The organism is Streptomyces sp. NBC_00582, from assembly GCF_036345155.1.
Classification (GTDB): Bacteria; Actinomycetota; Actinomycetes; order Streptomycetales; family Streptomycetaceae; genus Streptomyces.
Genome location: NZ_CP107772.1, coordinates 5,071,123 through 5,084,337, shown reverse-complemented (window position 1 = coordinate 5,084,337; position 13,215 = coordinate 5,071,123). Strand labels below are relative to the sequence as shown.

The 13,215-nt window shown below is 71.1% G+C and carries 14 protein-coding genes and 2 pseudogenes; 6 read left to right on the top strand and 10 right to left on the bottom strand.

Annotation, left to right across the window (positions count from 1 at the left end; all coding sequences use genetic code 11):
* Nucleotides 1–4: 4 nt before the first annotated feature.
* Complete coding sequence (locus OG852_RS22555) at nucleotides 5–187, top strand: hypothetical protein (RefSeq protein ID WP_133910770.1); 183 nt, start codon at nucleotides 5–7, stop codon at nucleotides 185–187.
* Between the two features lie 10 nt (nucleotides 188–197).
* On the opposite strand, the gene OG852_RS22550 is transcribed toward OG852_RS22555, so the two are convergent.
* From OG852_RS22550 to OG852_RS22540, 3 genes are all read right to left on the bottom strand, one after another.
* Nucleotides 198–539 (bottom strand): hypothetical protein, encoded by a 342-nt coding sequence (locus OG852_RS22550; RefSeq protein WP_133910769.1) that lies wholly within the window; start codon nucleotides 537–539, stop codon nucleotides 198–200.
* Nucleotides 536–1,033 (bottom strand): DUF6232 family protein, encoded by a 498-nt coding sequence (locus OG852_RS22545; RefSeq protein WP_330348793.1) that lies wholly within the window; start codon nucleotides 1,031–1,033, stop codon nucleotides 536–538. The genes OG852_RS22550 and OG852_RS22545 overlap by 4 nt, the downstream gene beginning before the upstream one ends.
* Before the next feature lie 133 nt (nucleotides 1,034–1,166).
* Complete coding sequence (locus tag OG852_RS22540; RefSeq protein ID WP_133910768.1) at nucleotides 1,167–1,631, bottom strand: hypothetical protein; 465 nt, start codon at nucleotides 1,629–1,631, stop codon at nucleotides 1,167–1,169.
* 91 nt (nucleotides 1,632–1,722) lie between these two features.
* Between OG852_RS22540 and OG852_RS22535 the strand changes: the two genes are divergently transcribed.
* Nucleotides 1,723–2,349, top strand: a complete 627-nt coding sequence (locus OG852_RS22535) for a hypothetical protein (RefSeq protein WP_330348792.1) — start codon at nucleotides 1,723–1,725, stop codon at nucleotides 2,347–2,349.
* Nucleotides 2,350–2,356: 7 nt separating this feature from the next.
* A complete protein-coding gene (locus OG852_RS22530; RefSeq protein ID WP_133910766.1) occupies nucleotides 2,357–2,746 on the top strand; it encodes a luciferase domain-containing protein in 390 nt (129 codons plus the stop codon).
* 9 nt (nucleotides 2,747–2,755) lie between these two features.
* On the opposite strand, the gene OG852_RS22525 is transcribed toward OG852_RS22530, so the two are convergent.
* The 4 genes from OG852_RS22525 to OG852_RS22510 all read right to left on the bottom strand — a co-directional run bounded on the left by OG852_RS22525 (nucleotide 2,756) and on the right by OG852_RS22510 (nucleotide 6,941).
* Nucleotides 2,756–3,694, bottom strand: coding sequence for a sporulation protein (locus OG852_RS22525; RefSeq protein WP_330348791.1), 939 nt, complete (start codon nucleotides 3,692–3,694; stop codon nucleotides 2,756–2,758).
* A 110-nt stretch (nucleotides 3,695–3,804) separates the two neighbouring features.
* On the bottom strand, nucleotides 3,805–5,061 hold the full coding sequence (locus OG852_RS22520) for an ABC transporter permease subunit (protein ID WP_133910764.1): 1,257 nt from the start codon (nucleotides 5,059–5,061) through the stop codon (nucleotides 3,805–3,807).
* Nucleotides 5,058–5,837, bottom strand: a complete 780-nt coding sequence (locus OG852_RS22515; RefSeq protein WP_208117074.1) for an ATP-binding cassette domain-containing protein — start codon at nucleotides 5,835–5,837, stop codon at nucleotides 5,058–5,060. Before OG852_RS22515 ends, OG852_RS22520 begins: the two co-directional genes overlap by 4 nt.
* A 21-nt stretch (nucleotides 5,838–5,858) precedes the next feature.
* On the bottom strand, nucleotides 5,859–6,941 hold the full coding sequence (locus OG852_RS22510) for a sugar ABC transporter substrate-binding protein (protein WP_330348790.1): 1,083 nt from the start codon (nucleotides 6,939–6,941) through the stop codon (nucleotides 5,859–5,861).
* Between the two features lie 413 nt (nucleotides 6,942–7,354).
* On the opposite strand from OG852_RS22510, the gene OG852_RS22505 reads away from it, so the two are divergent.
* Nucleotides 7,355–8,452 carry a hypothetical protein gene (locus OG852_RS22505; RefSeq protein ID WP_330348789.1) on the top strand — a complete coding sequence of 366 codons (1,098 nt, stop codon included), beginning with the start codon at nucleotides 7,355–7,357 and terminating at the stop codon, nucleotides 8,450–8,452.
* 76 nt (nucleotides 8,453–8,528) lie between these two features.
* Here OG852_RS22505 and OG852_RS22500 read toward each other — a convergent pair.
* From OG852_RS22500 to OG852_RS22490, 3 genes and pseudogenes are all read right to left on the bottom strand, one after another.
* Nucleotides 8,529–8,716: pseudogene (locus OG852_RS22500) on the bottom strand (ABC transporter permease); the annotation flags it as partial.
* A gap of 224 nt (nucleotides 8,717–8,940) precedes the next feature.
* Nucleotides 8,941–9,348 carry an NUDIX hydrolase gene (locus OG852_RS22495; RefSeq protein WP_133910761.1) on the bottom strand — a complete coding sequence of 136 codons (408 nt, stop codon included), beginning with the start codon at nucleotides 9,346–9,348 and terminating at the stop codon, nucleotides 8,941–8,943.
* 349 nt (nucleotides 9,349–9,697) lie between these two features.
* The gene (locus tag OG852_RS22490) at nucleotides 9,698–10,222 is read right to left on the bottom strand and encodes a hypothetical protein (protein ID WP_133910760.1); all 525 of its coding nucleotides are present in this window, start codon (nucleotides 10,220–10,222) and stop codon (nucleotides 9,698–9,700) included.
* A 726-nt stretch (nucleotides 10,223–10,948) separates the two neighbouring features.
* Between OG852_RS22490 and OG852_RS22485 the strand changes: the two are divergent.
* Both OG852_RS22485 and OG852_RS22480 read left to right on the top strand, forming a co-directional pair.
* Nucleotides 10,949–12,276, top strand: a pseudogene (locus OG852_RS22485) (helix-turn-helix domain-containing protein).
* 361 nt (nucleotides 12,277–12,637) lie between these two features.
* Complete coding sequence (locus tag OG852_RS22480; protein ID WP_133910758.1) at nucleotides 12,638–13,168, top strand: hypothetical protein; 531 nt, start codon at nucleotides 12,638–12,640, stop codon at nucleotides 13,166–13,168.
* Nucleotides 13,169–13,215: the final 47 nt, after the last annotated feature.

Below are 13,215 nucleotides of genomic sequence, written 5' to 3'. Positions count from 1 at the left end.
AGGCGTGTTCCGTCGCGGCCCGCAAACGGCCCTCTTCCTCGGCGGCCGTCAGGGCGGGGTGGTGATGCCGACGGGGCGGGTCGTCCTGTGCCAGGACCCGCCGGGTGCGGCCATGGCCGTCCAGGCACCGCAGCTCGACCAGAAACTGATACGCGAGGCATGGGACCGGGGCCGCGCCCCGAGCTGATCCGGTCGCCTCAGGACGTGCCCATCAGGGCCATGACGGCGGTGACGACCGGGGTGCCCACCGCGCCGAGGACGGCGGCGATACCGGCGATCCTCTCCAGGACCCCGCGCAAGCCCTCACCGGACGGGTTGGCGCCGATCTCCCGTACGGCCGCGTCGACCTCGGCGCGGCGCCCCGGGTCCAGGTGGTGGCGCAGGGCCCGGAGTTCGGTGAGGAGGGTGTCGAGGGCGGCCGCGTGGGCGTCCGGGGCGGTGGCCAGGTGCTTGCCGCCGGTCACGATGTCACCGGAACCGCTGTGGACGACCTTGCCGAGGTTGCCGGAGCCGTACTGCTGGATGTGGTCGCCGCTCATCGCGACCCCACGATGTTCCCGGAGCCGCTGTGCTGGTTCTTGCCGACGTTGTGGTCGCCGTACTGGTTGATGATGTCGCCCTGCACGGCGTGCTGCACGTTGTAGGTGATCTGCGCGATGTCCGGGTGGCCGATCGCCTTGGTGATCTCGCCGACCAGGAAGGTGATCTCGTCCCGCTCCGTGGACCACACGGCGTCGCGCTGGGTGCCGGAGGTGTTGAGGACGAGGCCGTACAGCGTCGGCCGGTTGAGGACCTTGACGAGCTGCCAGATCAGGAAGCCGTGCACCGCGAGCCAGATCAGCATCGCGGCGACGCCGAAGGACGCGAGGAATCCGCCGACGAACAGCCAGATCAGGCTGCGCTGGATGAACGTCTTCCAGGCCGCGCGCCGGTCGACCTCCAGCACCCGTTGGCCGACATGGGAGATGTTGCGCAGCGGGTAGGCCTCTCCTTCCACCCACAGCACACCTTCGTTGACCCGTACTTGAACCACAGTCGGCCTCCTCTGCTCGGTGATGGCGGCGACTGGATGGACAGTAGGGGCGGCCGCAACCGGCCTACGGCATTTGCCAGTTATTCACTCAAACTGATTCATTCGGGCACGTAGGGGCACGCCGATGACAGAGTCAGGAAGCCGAGGGGGACGCGCCGTTCAGGCCGTTCGCGCGGGCGTCCTCGATGGTGCCGCCGAGTTCGGCGCGGGCCTTCTCCATCGCCGCGCGCGGGTCGGCCGACAGCACCCAGCGGTTGCCGACGAGGTAGACGCCGCCGTACATCTGCGCCGTGTCGAGCCAGCCGCGCTGGCCCTCGGCGGTGTCGAAGGTCAGCAGTACGTACTCGGCGTCCGCCGACTTGCAGACGCCCTGCCGGAAGTCGAGCGTCTTGCCCGCCTCCTTCGGTGCCGTCGTGCAGTCGACGGCCTTGCCCAGCGCCTCCAGCGTCATCGGTCGCGCGCTCGGCGCCGCGCTCTTGGAGGCCGCCGTCCGCTCCTCGTCCCCGTCCCCGGAACCGCCACCGCATCCGGCGAGCAGCAGCGCCGCGGTGAGGGCGCACACCGGAACACCGAGCAGACGACGGACGGGACGGCGCATCGGGACTCCCTGCGGGTGGAGATCGGTCCCTCAGGGGTACGGGGGGCGGTCGTCGGGCGTTCAGATCAGCGCCTTGGTCCGCTCAACCCCTTTGTTCCTCAGAACCTGGGGCGCCTGTCTCGCCGTACTTGCCGCCGTCCTCGCGGCCACCGGCCCCCACCTGGCCGGTCTCGGCGACCCCGCGGGACTCGTCGCCCGGACCACGACCACCGAGCAGGCGCTGTACTACGGCGGACTGGTCCTCGTCCTCGTCCTGCCCGCCCTGATCGGCATGTTCTGGGGCGCCCCGCTGATCGCCCGCGAACTGGAGACCGGCACCCACCGCCTGGCCTGGAACCAGTCCGTCACCCGCACCCGCCGGCTCCTCACCCGGCTCTCCCTCACCGCGCTCGCCGCCGTGACCGTCGCCGGGCTCGGCTCCCTCGCGCTGACCTGGTGGTCGGGGCCGATCGACCGGGCCGCGGCGACGGGCGGCAGCGAGGGCGTCGAGCCGTTCTTCCCCCGGCTCCATCCCCTGGTCTTCGCCGCCCGCGGGATCGTCCCGGTCGGCAGTGCCGCCTTCGCGTTCGTCCTGGGCGTGACCCTCGGCGTACTGCTGCGTCGCACCCTGCCGGCCATGGCGCTCACCCTCGGCGTGTACGTGGACGCGCGCGCCCGGCGCTACGCCGCGGTTACGTCTCCCTCAAACCCTGGTGTCCGTGCGGTGAGCGCCCCATGATGGGCGTATGACGACGGCCTGGCATGCCCTGGCGGAGCTGGTGAGTTGGCCCGACCTCACGGAGGTCCCGTCCAGTTGCGGCACCGGCCGGGCGCTCGGCACGGCCGGCGGCGAGATCGCCCACTTCCACTCCGACCGCAGCGTCGACCTGCTCCTCACGGCCCGCGCGATCCGCCGCTACGAGCGTGACCTGCGGCGCTCGACCGCGATCCGGCTGGTGCCCGGCTCGCACTGGGTGACCGTACGCCTGGAGTGCGAGTCGGACGTGAGCCTGCTGAAGACCCTGATGAGCGCCGCCCTGCGGGCCCACCAGGAGCGGCCGGACACCCTCGCCGGCGCCGGCGCCCGCTGCAACGACCGCCTGGAGGCGGCGCTCACGCACCGCGAGGCCCTGTAGCGGGCCGGGTCAGCCCTCTTCTTCGTCCCCTTCGAAGAAGTCCCCCACCTCGTCGACGACCTCGGCCGCCACCAGGCCGCCGACCACACCGACGGCGAGCCCGGCGGCGCCCGCCGCGACGGCCGTCCCGAGGCCGGGACCGGAGGAGCGGTGCTCCTCGGTGTACGGCGAGCTGTACGACGCCCGGTGCTCGGCCAACTGCCGGATCCAGCCGTCGACTTCCGTGTTCCAGTCCCGTACGTCGTGATGCCCGACGGTGAAGCGGGTGAGCACGTCCTGGCCCTCGGCGAGGAATCCGCCCCGCTTGTCGGCCTCCAGGACGACCTCCAGGCCACCGGGGTGCGCGAGGAAGGTCAGCTCGACCTCGTTGATCTGCTGGGCGTACTGCGGGGCCGGGGTCAGCTCGATCTCCTGGTAGAAGGGGAGCTGCTGGCCGGTGCCGCCGATCCGGCCGTACTCCAGGTCCGCCGACCGGAAGCCGAAGCCGAGCTGCCCGAGCGCCTCCAGGATGTGCTCCTGGGCCGCCAGGGGGGCGACGGTGAGCGGGTCGAGGTCGCCCTTGTCGCGGGAGCCGGCCACCGACAGCTCGGTGCGCACCCCGAGGACGATGCCGAGGGCCTGCCCGTACAGCTCGGTGACCGGCGTCTCCCACGGCAGGGTCACCCCGAAGGGCACACCGCGCCGTTCGCCGGCGCCGAGCCGGAAGCCGCCGGCGACCGTGACCCGCTCGAAGGCGACGGCCCCCTCGCTCTCCCCGTCCCCGTGCTCCGCCTCGACCCGGGCCACCAGCTCCAGGGTGAGGTGCTCGATGTCGTGGTCGGCGGTGCCGCCCTGGAGATGGACCTGCCCGGTGAGCGTCCCGCCGGGCCGGACCGGCGCGGGATCGAGGACCGTGTCGACCGTGGGACCACCCACACCGAGCGAGCCGAGCAGTCGTTTGAACACCATCGTGGCGTTCACTCCTTCACGTGCGTGTGCTGATGCAGCGGACGCTTGCTTCTACAGCAGTGTAGAGGTGTGTGGCCTCGCGCGGGTCCGCCTACACGCTTTCCGTGCCCTCACGCTCTCCCGTGGGTCCGCGCCGAGCGGCGGGTCAGGGAGTCCAGCACCACCGCCGTGTACAGCACCCCACCGGTGATCATGAACTGGACCGGCGAGCCCACCCCCAGCAGCGCCATGCCCGAGGCGATCGACTGGATGATCAGCACCCCGAGCAACGCCGACCAGGTCGACCCACGGCCGCCGAACAGGCTCGTACCGCCGATGACGGCGGCGGCGATGGCGTTGATCAGCAGCATCCCCGAGCCCGGGACCTGGCTCGCCGAGGTGAGCCGCGACGCGACGAACAGCCCCCCGACCGCCGCCAGGGTCCCCGACACCATGAACACCGCGATCCGCACCCACGTCACGTCGACCCCGGCCCGCCGCGCCGCCTCCACCCCGCCGCCGAGCGCGAGGATCTGCCGGCCGTACGGGGTGCGGCGCAGGAAGAGGTCCGAGACGACGACCACCGCGAGGAAGATCACCAGCGCCAGCGGCAGCCCCTCGAACTGGTTCAGGACATGGACGGAGGTGAACAGGGCCGCCGCGAGCAGGGCCGTACGGATCCCGGTGTCGGCCACCGGCCGGTTCGGCATCCCGGCGGCGGCGCGGCGTCTGCGGTCATGGAGGCAGAAGCCGAGGTACCCGGCCGTGGCGAGCCCGGCCAGGCCGTAGCCGACGGCGGCGGCGCCGAAGTAGCGGCTGGTGAGCTGGGCGACCAGGCCCTCGTCGCTGAAGCTGATGGAGGTCTCCGTGCCCAGCAGGTCGAGCATCAGCCCGTTCCAGGCCAGCAGACCCGCGAGGGTGACGACGAACGCCGGTACGCCGATCCTGGCGAAGGAGAAGCCGTGCAGGGCCCCGGCTGCCGTACCGCAGACCACCGCGATGATCACGGCGAGCCACTCGGGCATCCCGAGGTTCACGTTCAGCGACGCGAACACGGCTCCGGCGAGGCCCGCGAGCGAGCCCACCGACAGATCGATCTCGCCGATCAGCAGCACGAAGACGATACCGACGGCGACCATGCCGGTCCCGACGATGTCCACGCTGAGGAGGGAGAGGTTGCGCGGCGAGAGGAAGTTGGGGTTGAGCGCCTGGAAGACGATCCAGGTCAGCGCGAGGGCGAGGAGGACGGGGGCGGGGCCGAGGTCGCGCTCGCGCAGTCGGTGCCGGACGGCCTGGGCGTACGCCGTGAGCTGGGCGGCGTACCGGCCGTGGCCGTCCGGGGTGCCGCCCTTCGCGTCGGTGCCGCCTTCCGGGGTGGGCTCCCTCACGGCCAGGTCTCCTCGGGGTGGGTCGGGCGGTGGGCGGAGGCGTTGTCGGCCGCGCCGGTGATGGAGGAGATGATCTGCTCCTGGGAGGAGGTGTTCACGTCGAAGACGCCGTTGTTGCGTCCGAGGCGCAGGACGGCGACCCGGTCGGCGACGGCCTTGATGTCACCCATGTTGTGGCTGATCAGCAGCACCCCGAGGCCCCGGTCGCGCAGCTCCTCTATGAGGTCGAGGAGCTGGCCGGTCTGCTCGACGCCCAGGGAGGCGGTGGGCTCGTCGAGCAGGAGCAGCCGGGGTGCGCCGAGGAGCGAACGGGTGATCGCGACGACCTGCCGCTGACCGCCGGAGAGCGCGGCGACCGGCACCCGGACGTCGGGGATGCGGATGGAGAGGGTGTGCAGCAGATCGCGGGTGCGGCGCTCCATCTCGACCTCGTCGAGGATGCCGAGCCGGTGGATCTCCCGGCCGAGGAAGAGATTGCCGACGACGTCCAGGTTGTCGCACATCGCGAGGTCCTGGTAGACGGTCGCGATCCCCAGCAGCCGGGCGTCCTGGGGGCGTTTGATGGAGATGGCGCTGCCCTGCCACTCGATGACGCCCTTGTCGGCGGGACCCGCCCCCGAGATCACTTTCACCAGGGTGGACTTCCCGGCGGCGTTGTCGCCCATCAGGGCGACCACCTCCCCGGCCCCGATCTCCAGCTCGACGTCCACCAGCGCCTGGACGGCGGCGAACCGCTTGGAGACACCGCGCAAGGCCAGCAGGGGCTGTACCGGCACTGCTCACCTCCTTCCCCGGGTTCATCCGGTGATCCCCGCCTTGGCACACGCGGCCCGGAGCTCAGGGGTGCAGATCTGATCGATGGTGTACAAACCATCCTTTATCAGAGTGTCCTTGATGGTGCCGACGGTCACCGACACGGAGGGCAGGAGGGTCGCCGGGATGTCCTTCGTGGTGGCGTTGTCCACGGTGGAGGTGGCGATCGACTCGACCGGCTCACCGCGCCCCAGGGCGACCGCCATCTCGACGGCGGCGTCGGCCGCGGACTTGTAGGGCTTGTACACGGTCATGTACTGGTCGCCCTTGACGATGCGCCGTACGGCCAGGAGGTCGGCGTCCTGTCCGGTGACCGGTGGCAGCGGCCTGACCTCGGTGGCGTTGAGGGCGGAGATCACGGCGCCGGCGAGGCTGTCGTTGGCGGCCAGGACGCCGTCGATCCTGTTCGCGCCCAGGGCGGCGATGGCGCCGCGCATGTTGACGAAGGCGTTCTCCGGACGCCAGCCGACCGTGTCGTACGACTTTCCGATCTTCACCTTGCCCTGGAGGACGGAGAGGGAGCCCTGTTTGAACCAGTCGGCGTTCGGGTCGGTCGTGGCGCCGTTCATCATGACGATCTGCCCGCCGTCCGCCTTCGCGCCCATCGCCTTCAGCAGCCCCTCGCCCTGGAGCCGGCCGACCTCGGCGCCGTCGAAGGTGACGTACCCCGAGATCGGACCCTGCGCGAGCCGGTCGTAGGCGACCACCGGGATGCCGGCCCGGTCCGCCGCCACGACCGACGGCCGCAGCAGCTTGGGGTCGACGGCGGCCACGATCAGGACGTCCACACCCCGGGTGATCATGGCCTCGAGCTGCTGCCGCTGGACCGCCGGATCGGGCGTGGCGGCGACCGAGACCGCCGGGCAGGACGGACACAGCTCCTTGAGCTTCTTCTCGATCAGGGGCCGGTCGAACTGCCCGAACCGCGAGGCGCCGCCGCCCGGGAGCAGGAGGCCGACGGTGAGGTCGCCGTCCTTGCCGCTCCCGTCACCGCCCCCGCCCCCGCCGCACGCCCCGACGAGGCTCAGGGCGGCGACGACGGCGACGGCCAACGACCCACGCCCCATCAGCCTCCACCCCGGCCTCTTGGACCGCTGCCCGGAATCACGTCTATCACTATTGATGCACGTATCGTCCTTTATGCGTGCATTGCCCGTAATGGGTGCATGATGCCCAGCGTAGCCAAGGTGCCGGTTTCGCGTTCAACTGAACGGGCGGGGGCGGGGAACCGTCCGTCAGCCGCCGTCGGGGGAGGCGGCGAGACGGAAGGGGCGTGTGCGCGGCCCCCGGCGGCACGGGGCACACGGGTCACACAGGTCACACGGGTCACCCGCAGCCCTGCGCCGCCTCCTCGCCGAGCCCGCCGAACGCGCCCCGGGGTGCGAGCCCCGGGGGACACCCGGCGCGGACAGATCGAATTAACCGCGTGGATGCGTCCGGACCCTCGCGCCGGGCGGCTCCTGCTGTAAGGCTCGGACGCGTGACGTACGTAGTGACCGTGGAGACCTGCATCCCGGAGGGCACTCCGGAGATGGACCCCCTGCAGCGCGCCGGCGCGGTGGCGCTCATCGAGGACGGATTCGACTCCGTGCGGGCCGTCGAAGGGCCCGACGGTCTGGAAGTGGACGTCCTCGACACCATCGTGGCCGTCCACCCCGGCGGAGCCCTTCTGAAGGTCGTCGTCGACGCTCCCGCCCTCGAGTTCGCCGAGGACTCGGTACGGGTGCTCGTCGACGAACTCCTGGAGCGCACCGAGCTGCTGGCCGACTGGGAGATCGAGCGCTGCGAGGTCGAACTCCACCAGGACCTCGCCATGGCGAGCCTGGAGGCCGCCGACGGCCCCGACGCACCGCCCGACGACCCCGTCGCGCGCAAGGCCCGCCACTCCGAGGGCCCGACGGACGACGTCACCGGCGCGGGCCACGACGCCGAGGGCCGAGCCGCGACCGTACGCAGCCGGATGCTGGAGCTCGCGGACGACCTGCTCGCCCTCGCCCCGGCCATGTTCGGCGTCTTCGAGGACGAGGACGGCCACGCCGTTCCCGCCGAGAGCGCCAGACTCGCCGCCGGCGCCCTCGTCCACGCGACGGACGTCCTGGTGGACGAGCTGTTCGAGGACCTCCAGGTGCTGACCCAGGAGGACGCCACCGTCGCGGAGTGCGAAGGTCCCCTGTGGCACCTGGAGCGCCTCCCGGACCGCTACGCCCTGGAGTACGACGCCCACTTCGCCCGCCGCTTCCTGGTCACCGTCATAGCCCTGACCACCCGCTTCACCGACGGCAGCTTCCAGCGGCTGAGCTGTGTGGCCGAGGAACTCGCCCTGCGCCTCCTCCTCGGCCAGACCACCATGATCCTGGAACTGCACGACCTCCTCGACGACGACGTCTCGGCCGCCCTGGACGCGCTGGCCGACCACCTGTACGAGGACACGGCCCACGACCGCCTCTACGACGAGACATCCCTGGAAACCTCGCCCGTCCCCTTCGGCGACTGGTTCACCCCCTTCCTCCGGGGCGACGACCGGGGCAGACACATCCACCCCTCGGCGACGGACGAACCGGACACGGCTCCCCGCTGACAGCGTCCAGGGGGAGCCGGAACCGGCCGTAGGGCCTGGCGCGACGCACGCACCAGGCCCTCGGTTTCCGCGTCACTCACGTCAGGTCGCGGTGGAACCTCGCGGTCGACCAGACGTACCCGAGCACCGCGAGGCCCGCGCACCAGGCGACGGCGATCCGCCCGTTGTGGCCGATGTGCGTGCCGAGCAGCAGGCCGCGCGGGGGCTCGATGGCCGGGTGAACGGCTGGTACTCGGCGACCGGCTGGAACCAGCTCGGCATCGCGTGAAACCGATCCGCGAGGGACGCCATCGTGCGGAAGCGGGCGATGATGCCGGCGGTCATGTCCATGGCTGGTGGGGTCCACCCCGCGCAGCCGTACGTCGACCAATGGCACCGGATGGCACCACGTGGAACCATCCGACACCGGGGACGAGCCGGCCCCCGGACTCGATGCCCCGGTCGGCCATCGACGGTTGTTGGCGGTTGGCTGTACAGCGGTCTCGGGATCAGGGAAGCCGCCCGGCCTGGTGTAGTGCGTCGAAAGCCAGCCCGTCGACGGCCGAGACTCGGTCCCGATCGGCATGGCGGAACCACGCCTTTTCGGCGATCTCCCTCGAAGGGGTCAGCTCACCGTGGTGATCGGCGGTGTAACAGATCATCCGGAAGGGGCCGTGCTCCGGATGGCCCTCGCCGATCTCGAAGGTGCCGAAGAGCACCATGGAATCGGGATCGATAGCCGCCCGCAGTTCCTCGTCGATCTCCCGCACCAACGTCTCGCTGTCGGACTCGCCCGGCTCGCGATGACCGCCCGGGAAGTAGAAGCGATCTCTACCGTGACTGCGCGTCACCAACACCCGGTCGTCCCGAACCAGGATCCACGCCACCTTCTCCGGCACACCGTTGCCATTCGACATGGCTCGGCACGGTATCGGAGGGCATCGTCCGCGTCAGCACCGTCCGCACACTGAGCTTGGGGCCCATGCACAGACCGTGGAGGCCGCAGATCGGCGCGACGTCGGCCGCGAGGGAGCACCGCTTCAGGAGTTCGATCCCATCCCGCTCCACCTGCCGTCGGCGACCGGTGCGACGGTCGGACACAGACGCTGGGTGCGCCCGCGTCCGGCGTCGTTGATGTCAGCCCGGGATGTCAGAAGCCTGCCGATCCGCACCTCTGCAGAGATCAGCCACCGGGCTCCCCTCGGGACTCCGTCTCACGGCCCGGCTCCCTGACCTTGAAGAGCCCCGGGCAGAGCGGCTCCGTCGTCAGCGGCTGCTCGTGGTGCCGATGTCGGAGATGTGGTTGTACCGCTCCACCAGCACGAAGAGCTTGATCTTCCGGGTCGTCTCTCCGCCGCCGAAGGTCAGGGTGACGATGACCTCATGGGCGTGACCTATGGCTCCGTTGTCGGTCAGCGTCCACTTCACCGGGACGTTCTGGGCACGCAGGACGCCGTCCGCCCCGTTCCTCCTCTCCCAGGCCGCCAGCCGCTTGGCGAAGTCGGGCGTCAGGTAGTGCTTGCGGAGCGCCTTGGCCAGCGTGGCGTCCGGGTCCGGGTAGTCGCCCTTGGCGTCGATGTACGCGCCGTAGAAGTCGGCGACCCTGGTCAGTGCCTGGCCGTGCGTGCCGCTGACCGACTGCGCCGCGGCGGTGGACGCCTTTGCGGGGGCATGGACGGACGCCTGTGCCGACACCTGTGTGGAGACACCGAGCCCGACTGCCAGGACGAGGCCGGCGGCGACGGCCGCGCGGCGGCCCGGACGACGGTGGGTGGGGGACTTCCTGTTCATGTGCGTCTTCCTTTTCCGATCCATACGTGGTTGATGCCGGCCCGGTGTCTTCGCCCCGGAGCCGTCGTGTGGCTGTCGCCCTCTCCGGACGGCGGGCGCCTCCCGGAGTCGTGAACTGCTGCTGCTGGAACGCGTGAACAAGGCCACGCGCAGGCCACTTCGGCTGTGCCGGGACCGAGTCCAGCTGCATCGCGCCGCATGGCCCTGTCGACGGTCGGTTGGCCGCCCTCCCCACCCCCGTGGCGGAGGGCGGCCACCAGTCGCGCGGTCAGCGGAGCTTGTTTCGCGGCCGTGACGGCCGTCTTCCAGAAGGCCTTCACCGGCGCGTCCGCTCCTCGACCGTCGATGTCCTTGTTCAGCCGCGGGAAGCGCATGCGGCGGAAGGTCGGCCGCCGCGAGGAAGCCGGCGCCTCGGCCGCGACGTCTGCCGGTGCGGCGAGCGTCGCGCCGAGTGTGAGCCCCTGACGGCGAGTGCGAGGCGCGGGCCTGCTCGGGTGCGCTCGGGCATGGGTGTCCCCCGTGGATGAGTGTGTGGGTGTCATGTGTCGCCCGTCGCCGACTGGTCGGTCCGGCCCTGGTCGGTGCGACACCAAGAGCATCAGCCGTCATGGCGGCCCAGCGCAACGCCGAACGCCCGTCCGGCCGGGGTGGAACCATCCCAGCCCATCTGACGTGCAGGTATATGGACCGCCTGAGATACGGGGACACGAAGGAGGACGGGGAACGGTGTCGAGCGAGGACGACGTCGAGCAGTTCGCGGCGCTGCTGCGCCGGCTGAAGAACCGCACGGACAGGAGCTACGGCTCCCTGGCCCGCCGTCTCGCCATGAACACCTCCACGCTGCACCGCTACTGCGCGGGCGAGGCGGTCCCGCAGGACTACGCCCCGGTGGAGCGTCTGGCCGCCTTCTGCGGGGCGACACCGGAGGAACGTCTCGAACTGCACCGCCTGTGGCTGCTCGCGGTGACGGGGGCGGCACGAGCGGTTCACCGTCGCGACCCGACGCGGCCGCGCCCGACGCGGGGCTGCCCGCGCCCGACGCCGGGCCGCCCACTTCCGACGCTCCCGGACCACCGGGCAGTCCCGAGTCGTCGACCCAGTCGGATGCGGCCCGTTCGACCGGACGGCCCTGGTACCGCCGTCGCCGCACCGTCGTCGGCGCCGCTGCGGCGACCGTACTGCTGGTGACGCTGGGCAGTGTGTCGGCGCTGTCGGCCGACTGGTCCCACGACAACTCCGCGAAGGCCCACGGCCAGTCCCGTACGACAGGAACGGGTACGTCACCCCACCCCTCGGCCCCTGCGCACAGCACCGCCCCCAGCCGTTCGTCGGCCTCACCCTCCGCAGGAGTACGGGCTCCGGGGAGCCCCGAGTCGAAGGGCGGACCGTCGTCGGACCCGAAGGGCGACGCCCCCGCGCCGAGCGGTGTGCCGCTCGCCTGGACCGCCGACTCACAGATCTGGGACGGTGGTTGCGGCCACGACTACGTCATCGGGAAAAAGCCGACCCAGGTGCCCCCGCCGCCGGTCCAGCAGGACGCCGAGGTGTGGGCGGCGACGCAGCAGGCGGTGCCCGGGCGGCAGATGATCGTGCAGATCTCGGTGCAGGGCAAGTCGTCCACGGCCGTGGTCCTGGAGGCCCTCCGGGTCCGCGTCGTCAGCCGCGGCGCCCCGGTCACCGGTAACGCGTACGCCATGGGCCAGGGCTGCGGCAGCGATCTGCCGCCCCGTAACTTCTCCGTGAACCTGGACGTCAACCGCCCGATCGCCCACGCACGCCCCGGCAACGACAGCGGAAAGCCGTCCCCCGCAGTGCGGTTCCCCTACCGCGTCTCCGCCGAGGACCCGGAGGTGCTGCAGGTCACCGCGACGACCGAGGCCTACGACTGCAGCTGGTACCTGGAACTCGACTGGTCCTCGCAGGGCCGCACCGGCACGGTCCGCATCGACGACCACGGCCGCCCCTTCCGCACCACCAGCATCAAAGGACTGCCCCACTACTGGTACGGCACGAACGTCCACAATGTGCGTCAGTGGGTACTCACCGACTCTTGAGGGAACACCGGAGCCGCTCAGGCCCGGGCGCGGCACGCAAGTGGCACCCACGGCATCCCAGGACGGCGTCTCAGGCACTGCTCGTCTGCGCAGGTCAGAGTGGGTGGGATGGTTGCGTCGTCGCGGGTTGGGCGGTGGTGGTTGCGGTGGGTCCTCGGTGTCTTTGAAGCTGTGGGTGTCGCACCGGCCGGGCTGACTTGAGGCCCCGTCAGCAGCCTTGTGACGACTCCCGCCTTGTCCCCGCGTACCGGGCATCCGTGTGCCCGGGCGCCGGAGGCGCGGCGTTCGGCCGTCATCGAGACCCTGCGGCGCCGGCCGGCAGCGACACCCTACGGACCACTTACCAAGAAGGAAGACAGACATGATCAGGAACACGCACGCCCTTCGTCGTCAGGGCCGCCGTGCGGCCGTCGCTGCCGGTCTCGTCCTGGCCGTCGGGCTCGGTGTGTCGACGCAGGTAGCCGCACAGGCCGCCGTCCCCGCCCCCGCGAAGGCATCCGCGAAGACGTCCACCGCGGTGCGGTCGGTCAGTGGCTTCAACGGTGACCTGGTGACCCAGGTCGCCGACTTCTACGGCGCGTACGTCGACGCGAAGGAGGACGCCACGGGCCCGGACACCGCACTGCTCAAGGCGCTGCGCGCGCACTACCTGACGCCCGACTTCGCCAAGCGGCTGGCGGCCTGGGAGAAGAAGAACAAGGTGGACGGTCTCCTGCGGGCCCGGAACGTCCCGGTGGACTGGACGGTGACCGAAGGCGGCAACGGCCTCGAGGTCGTCGTCACCCTGGGCTTCGGCGGCGGGGAGTCGCCGACGACGACGACCAAGCTCGTCGTGAAGCTGGAGCCGGTGTCCGGCGACGTCACCGACATCCGCACCACGAGCGCCCGCTGACCACGCAGCCGCTCCGCCTGGTCCCCTTCCGGCTTCGGCCGGGGGCG

Bases quoted from the DNA above. Each gene is read 5' to 3' on its own strand.
- OG852_RS22550 (WP_133910769.1), bottom strand. From the start codon at position 539: ATGAGCGGCGACCACATCCAGCAGTACGGCTCCGGCAACCTCGGCAAG.
- OG852_RS22540 (WP_133910768.1), bottom strand. From the start codon at position 1,631: ATGCGCCGTCCCGTCCGTCGTCTGCTCGGTGTTCCGGTGTGCGCCCTC.
- OG852_RS22530 (WP_133910766.1), top strand. From the start codon at position 2,357: ATGACGACGGCCTGGCATGCCCTGGCGGAGCTGGTGAGTTGGCCCGAC.
- OG852_RS22525 (WP_330348791.1), bottom strand. From the start codon at position 3,694: ATGGTGTTCAAACGACTGCTCGGCTCGCTCGGTGTGGGTGGTCCCACG.
- OG852_RS22510 (WP_330348790.1), bottom strand. From the start codon at position 6,941: ATGGGGCGTGGGTCGTTGGCCGTCGCCGTCGTCGCCGCCCTGAGCCTC.
- OG852_RS22495 (WP_133910761.1), bottom strand. From the start codon at position 9,348: ATGTCGAATGGCAACGGTGTGCCGGAGAAGGTGGCGTGGATCCTGGTT.
- OG852_RS22490 (WP_133910760.1), bottom strand. From the start codon at position 10,222: ATGAACAGGAAGTCCCCCACCCACCGTCGTCCGGGCCGCCGCGCGGCC.
- OG852_RS22480 (WP_133910758.1), top strand. From the start codon at position 12,638: ATGATCAGGAACACGCACGCCCTTCGTCGTCAGGGCCGCCGTGCGGCC.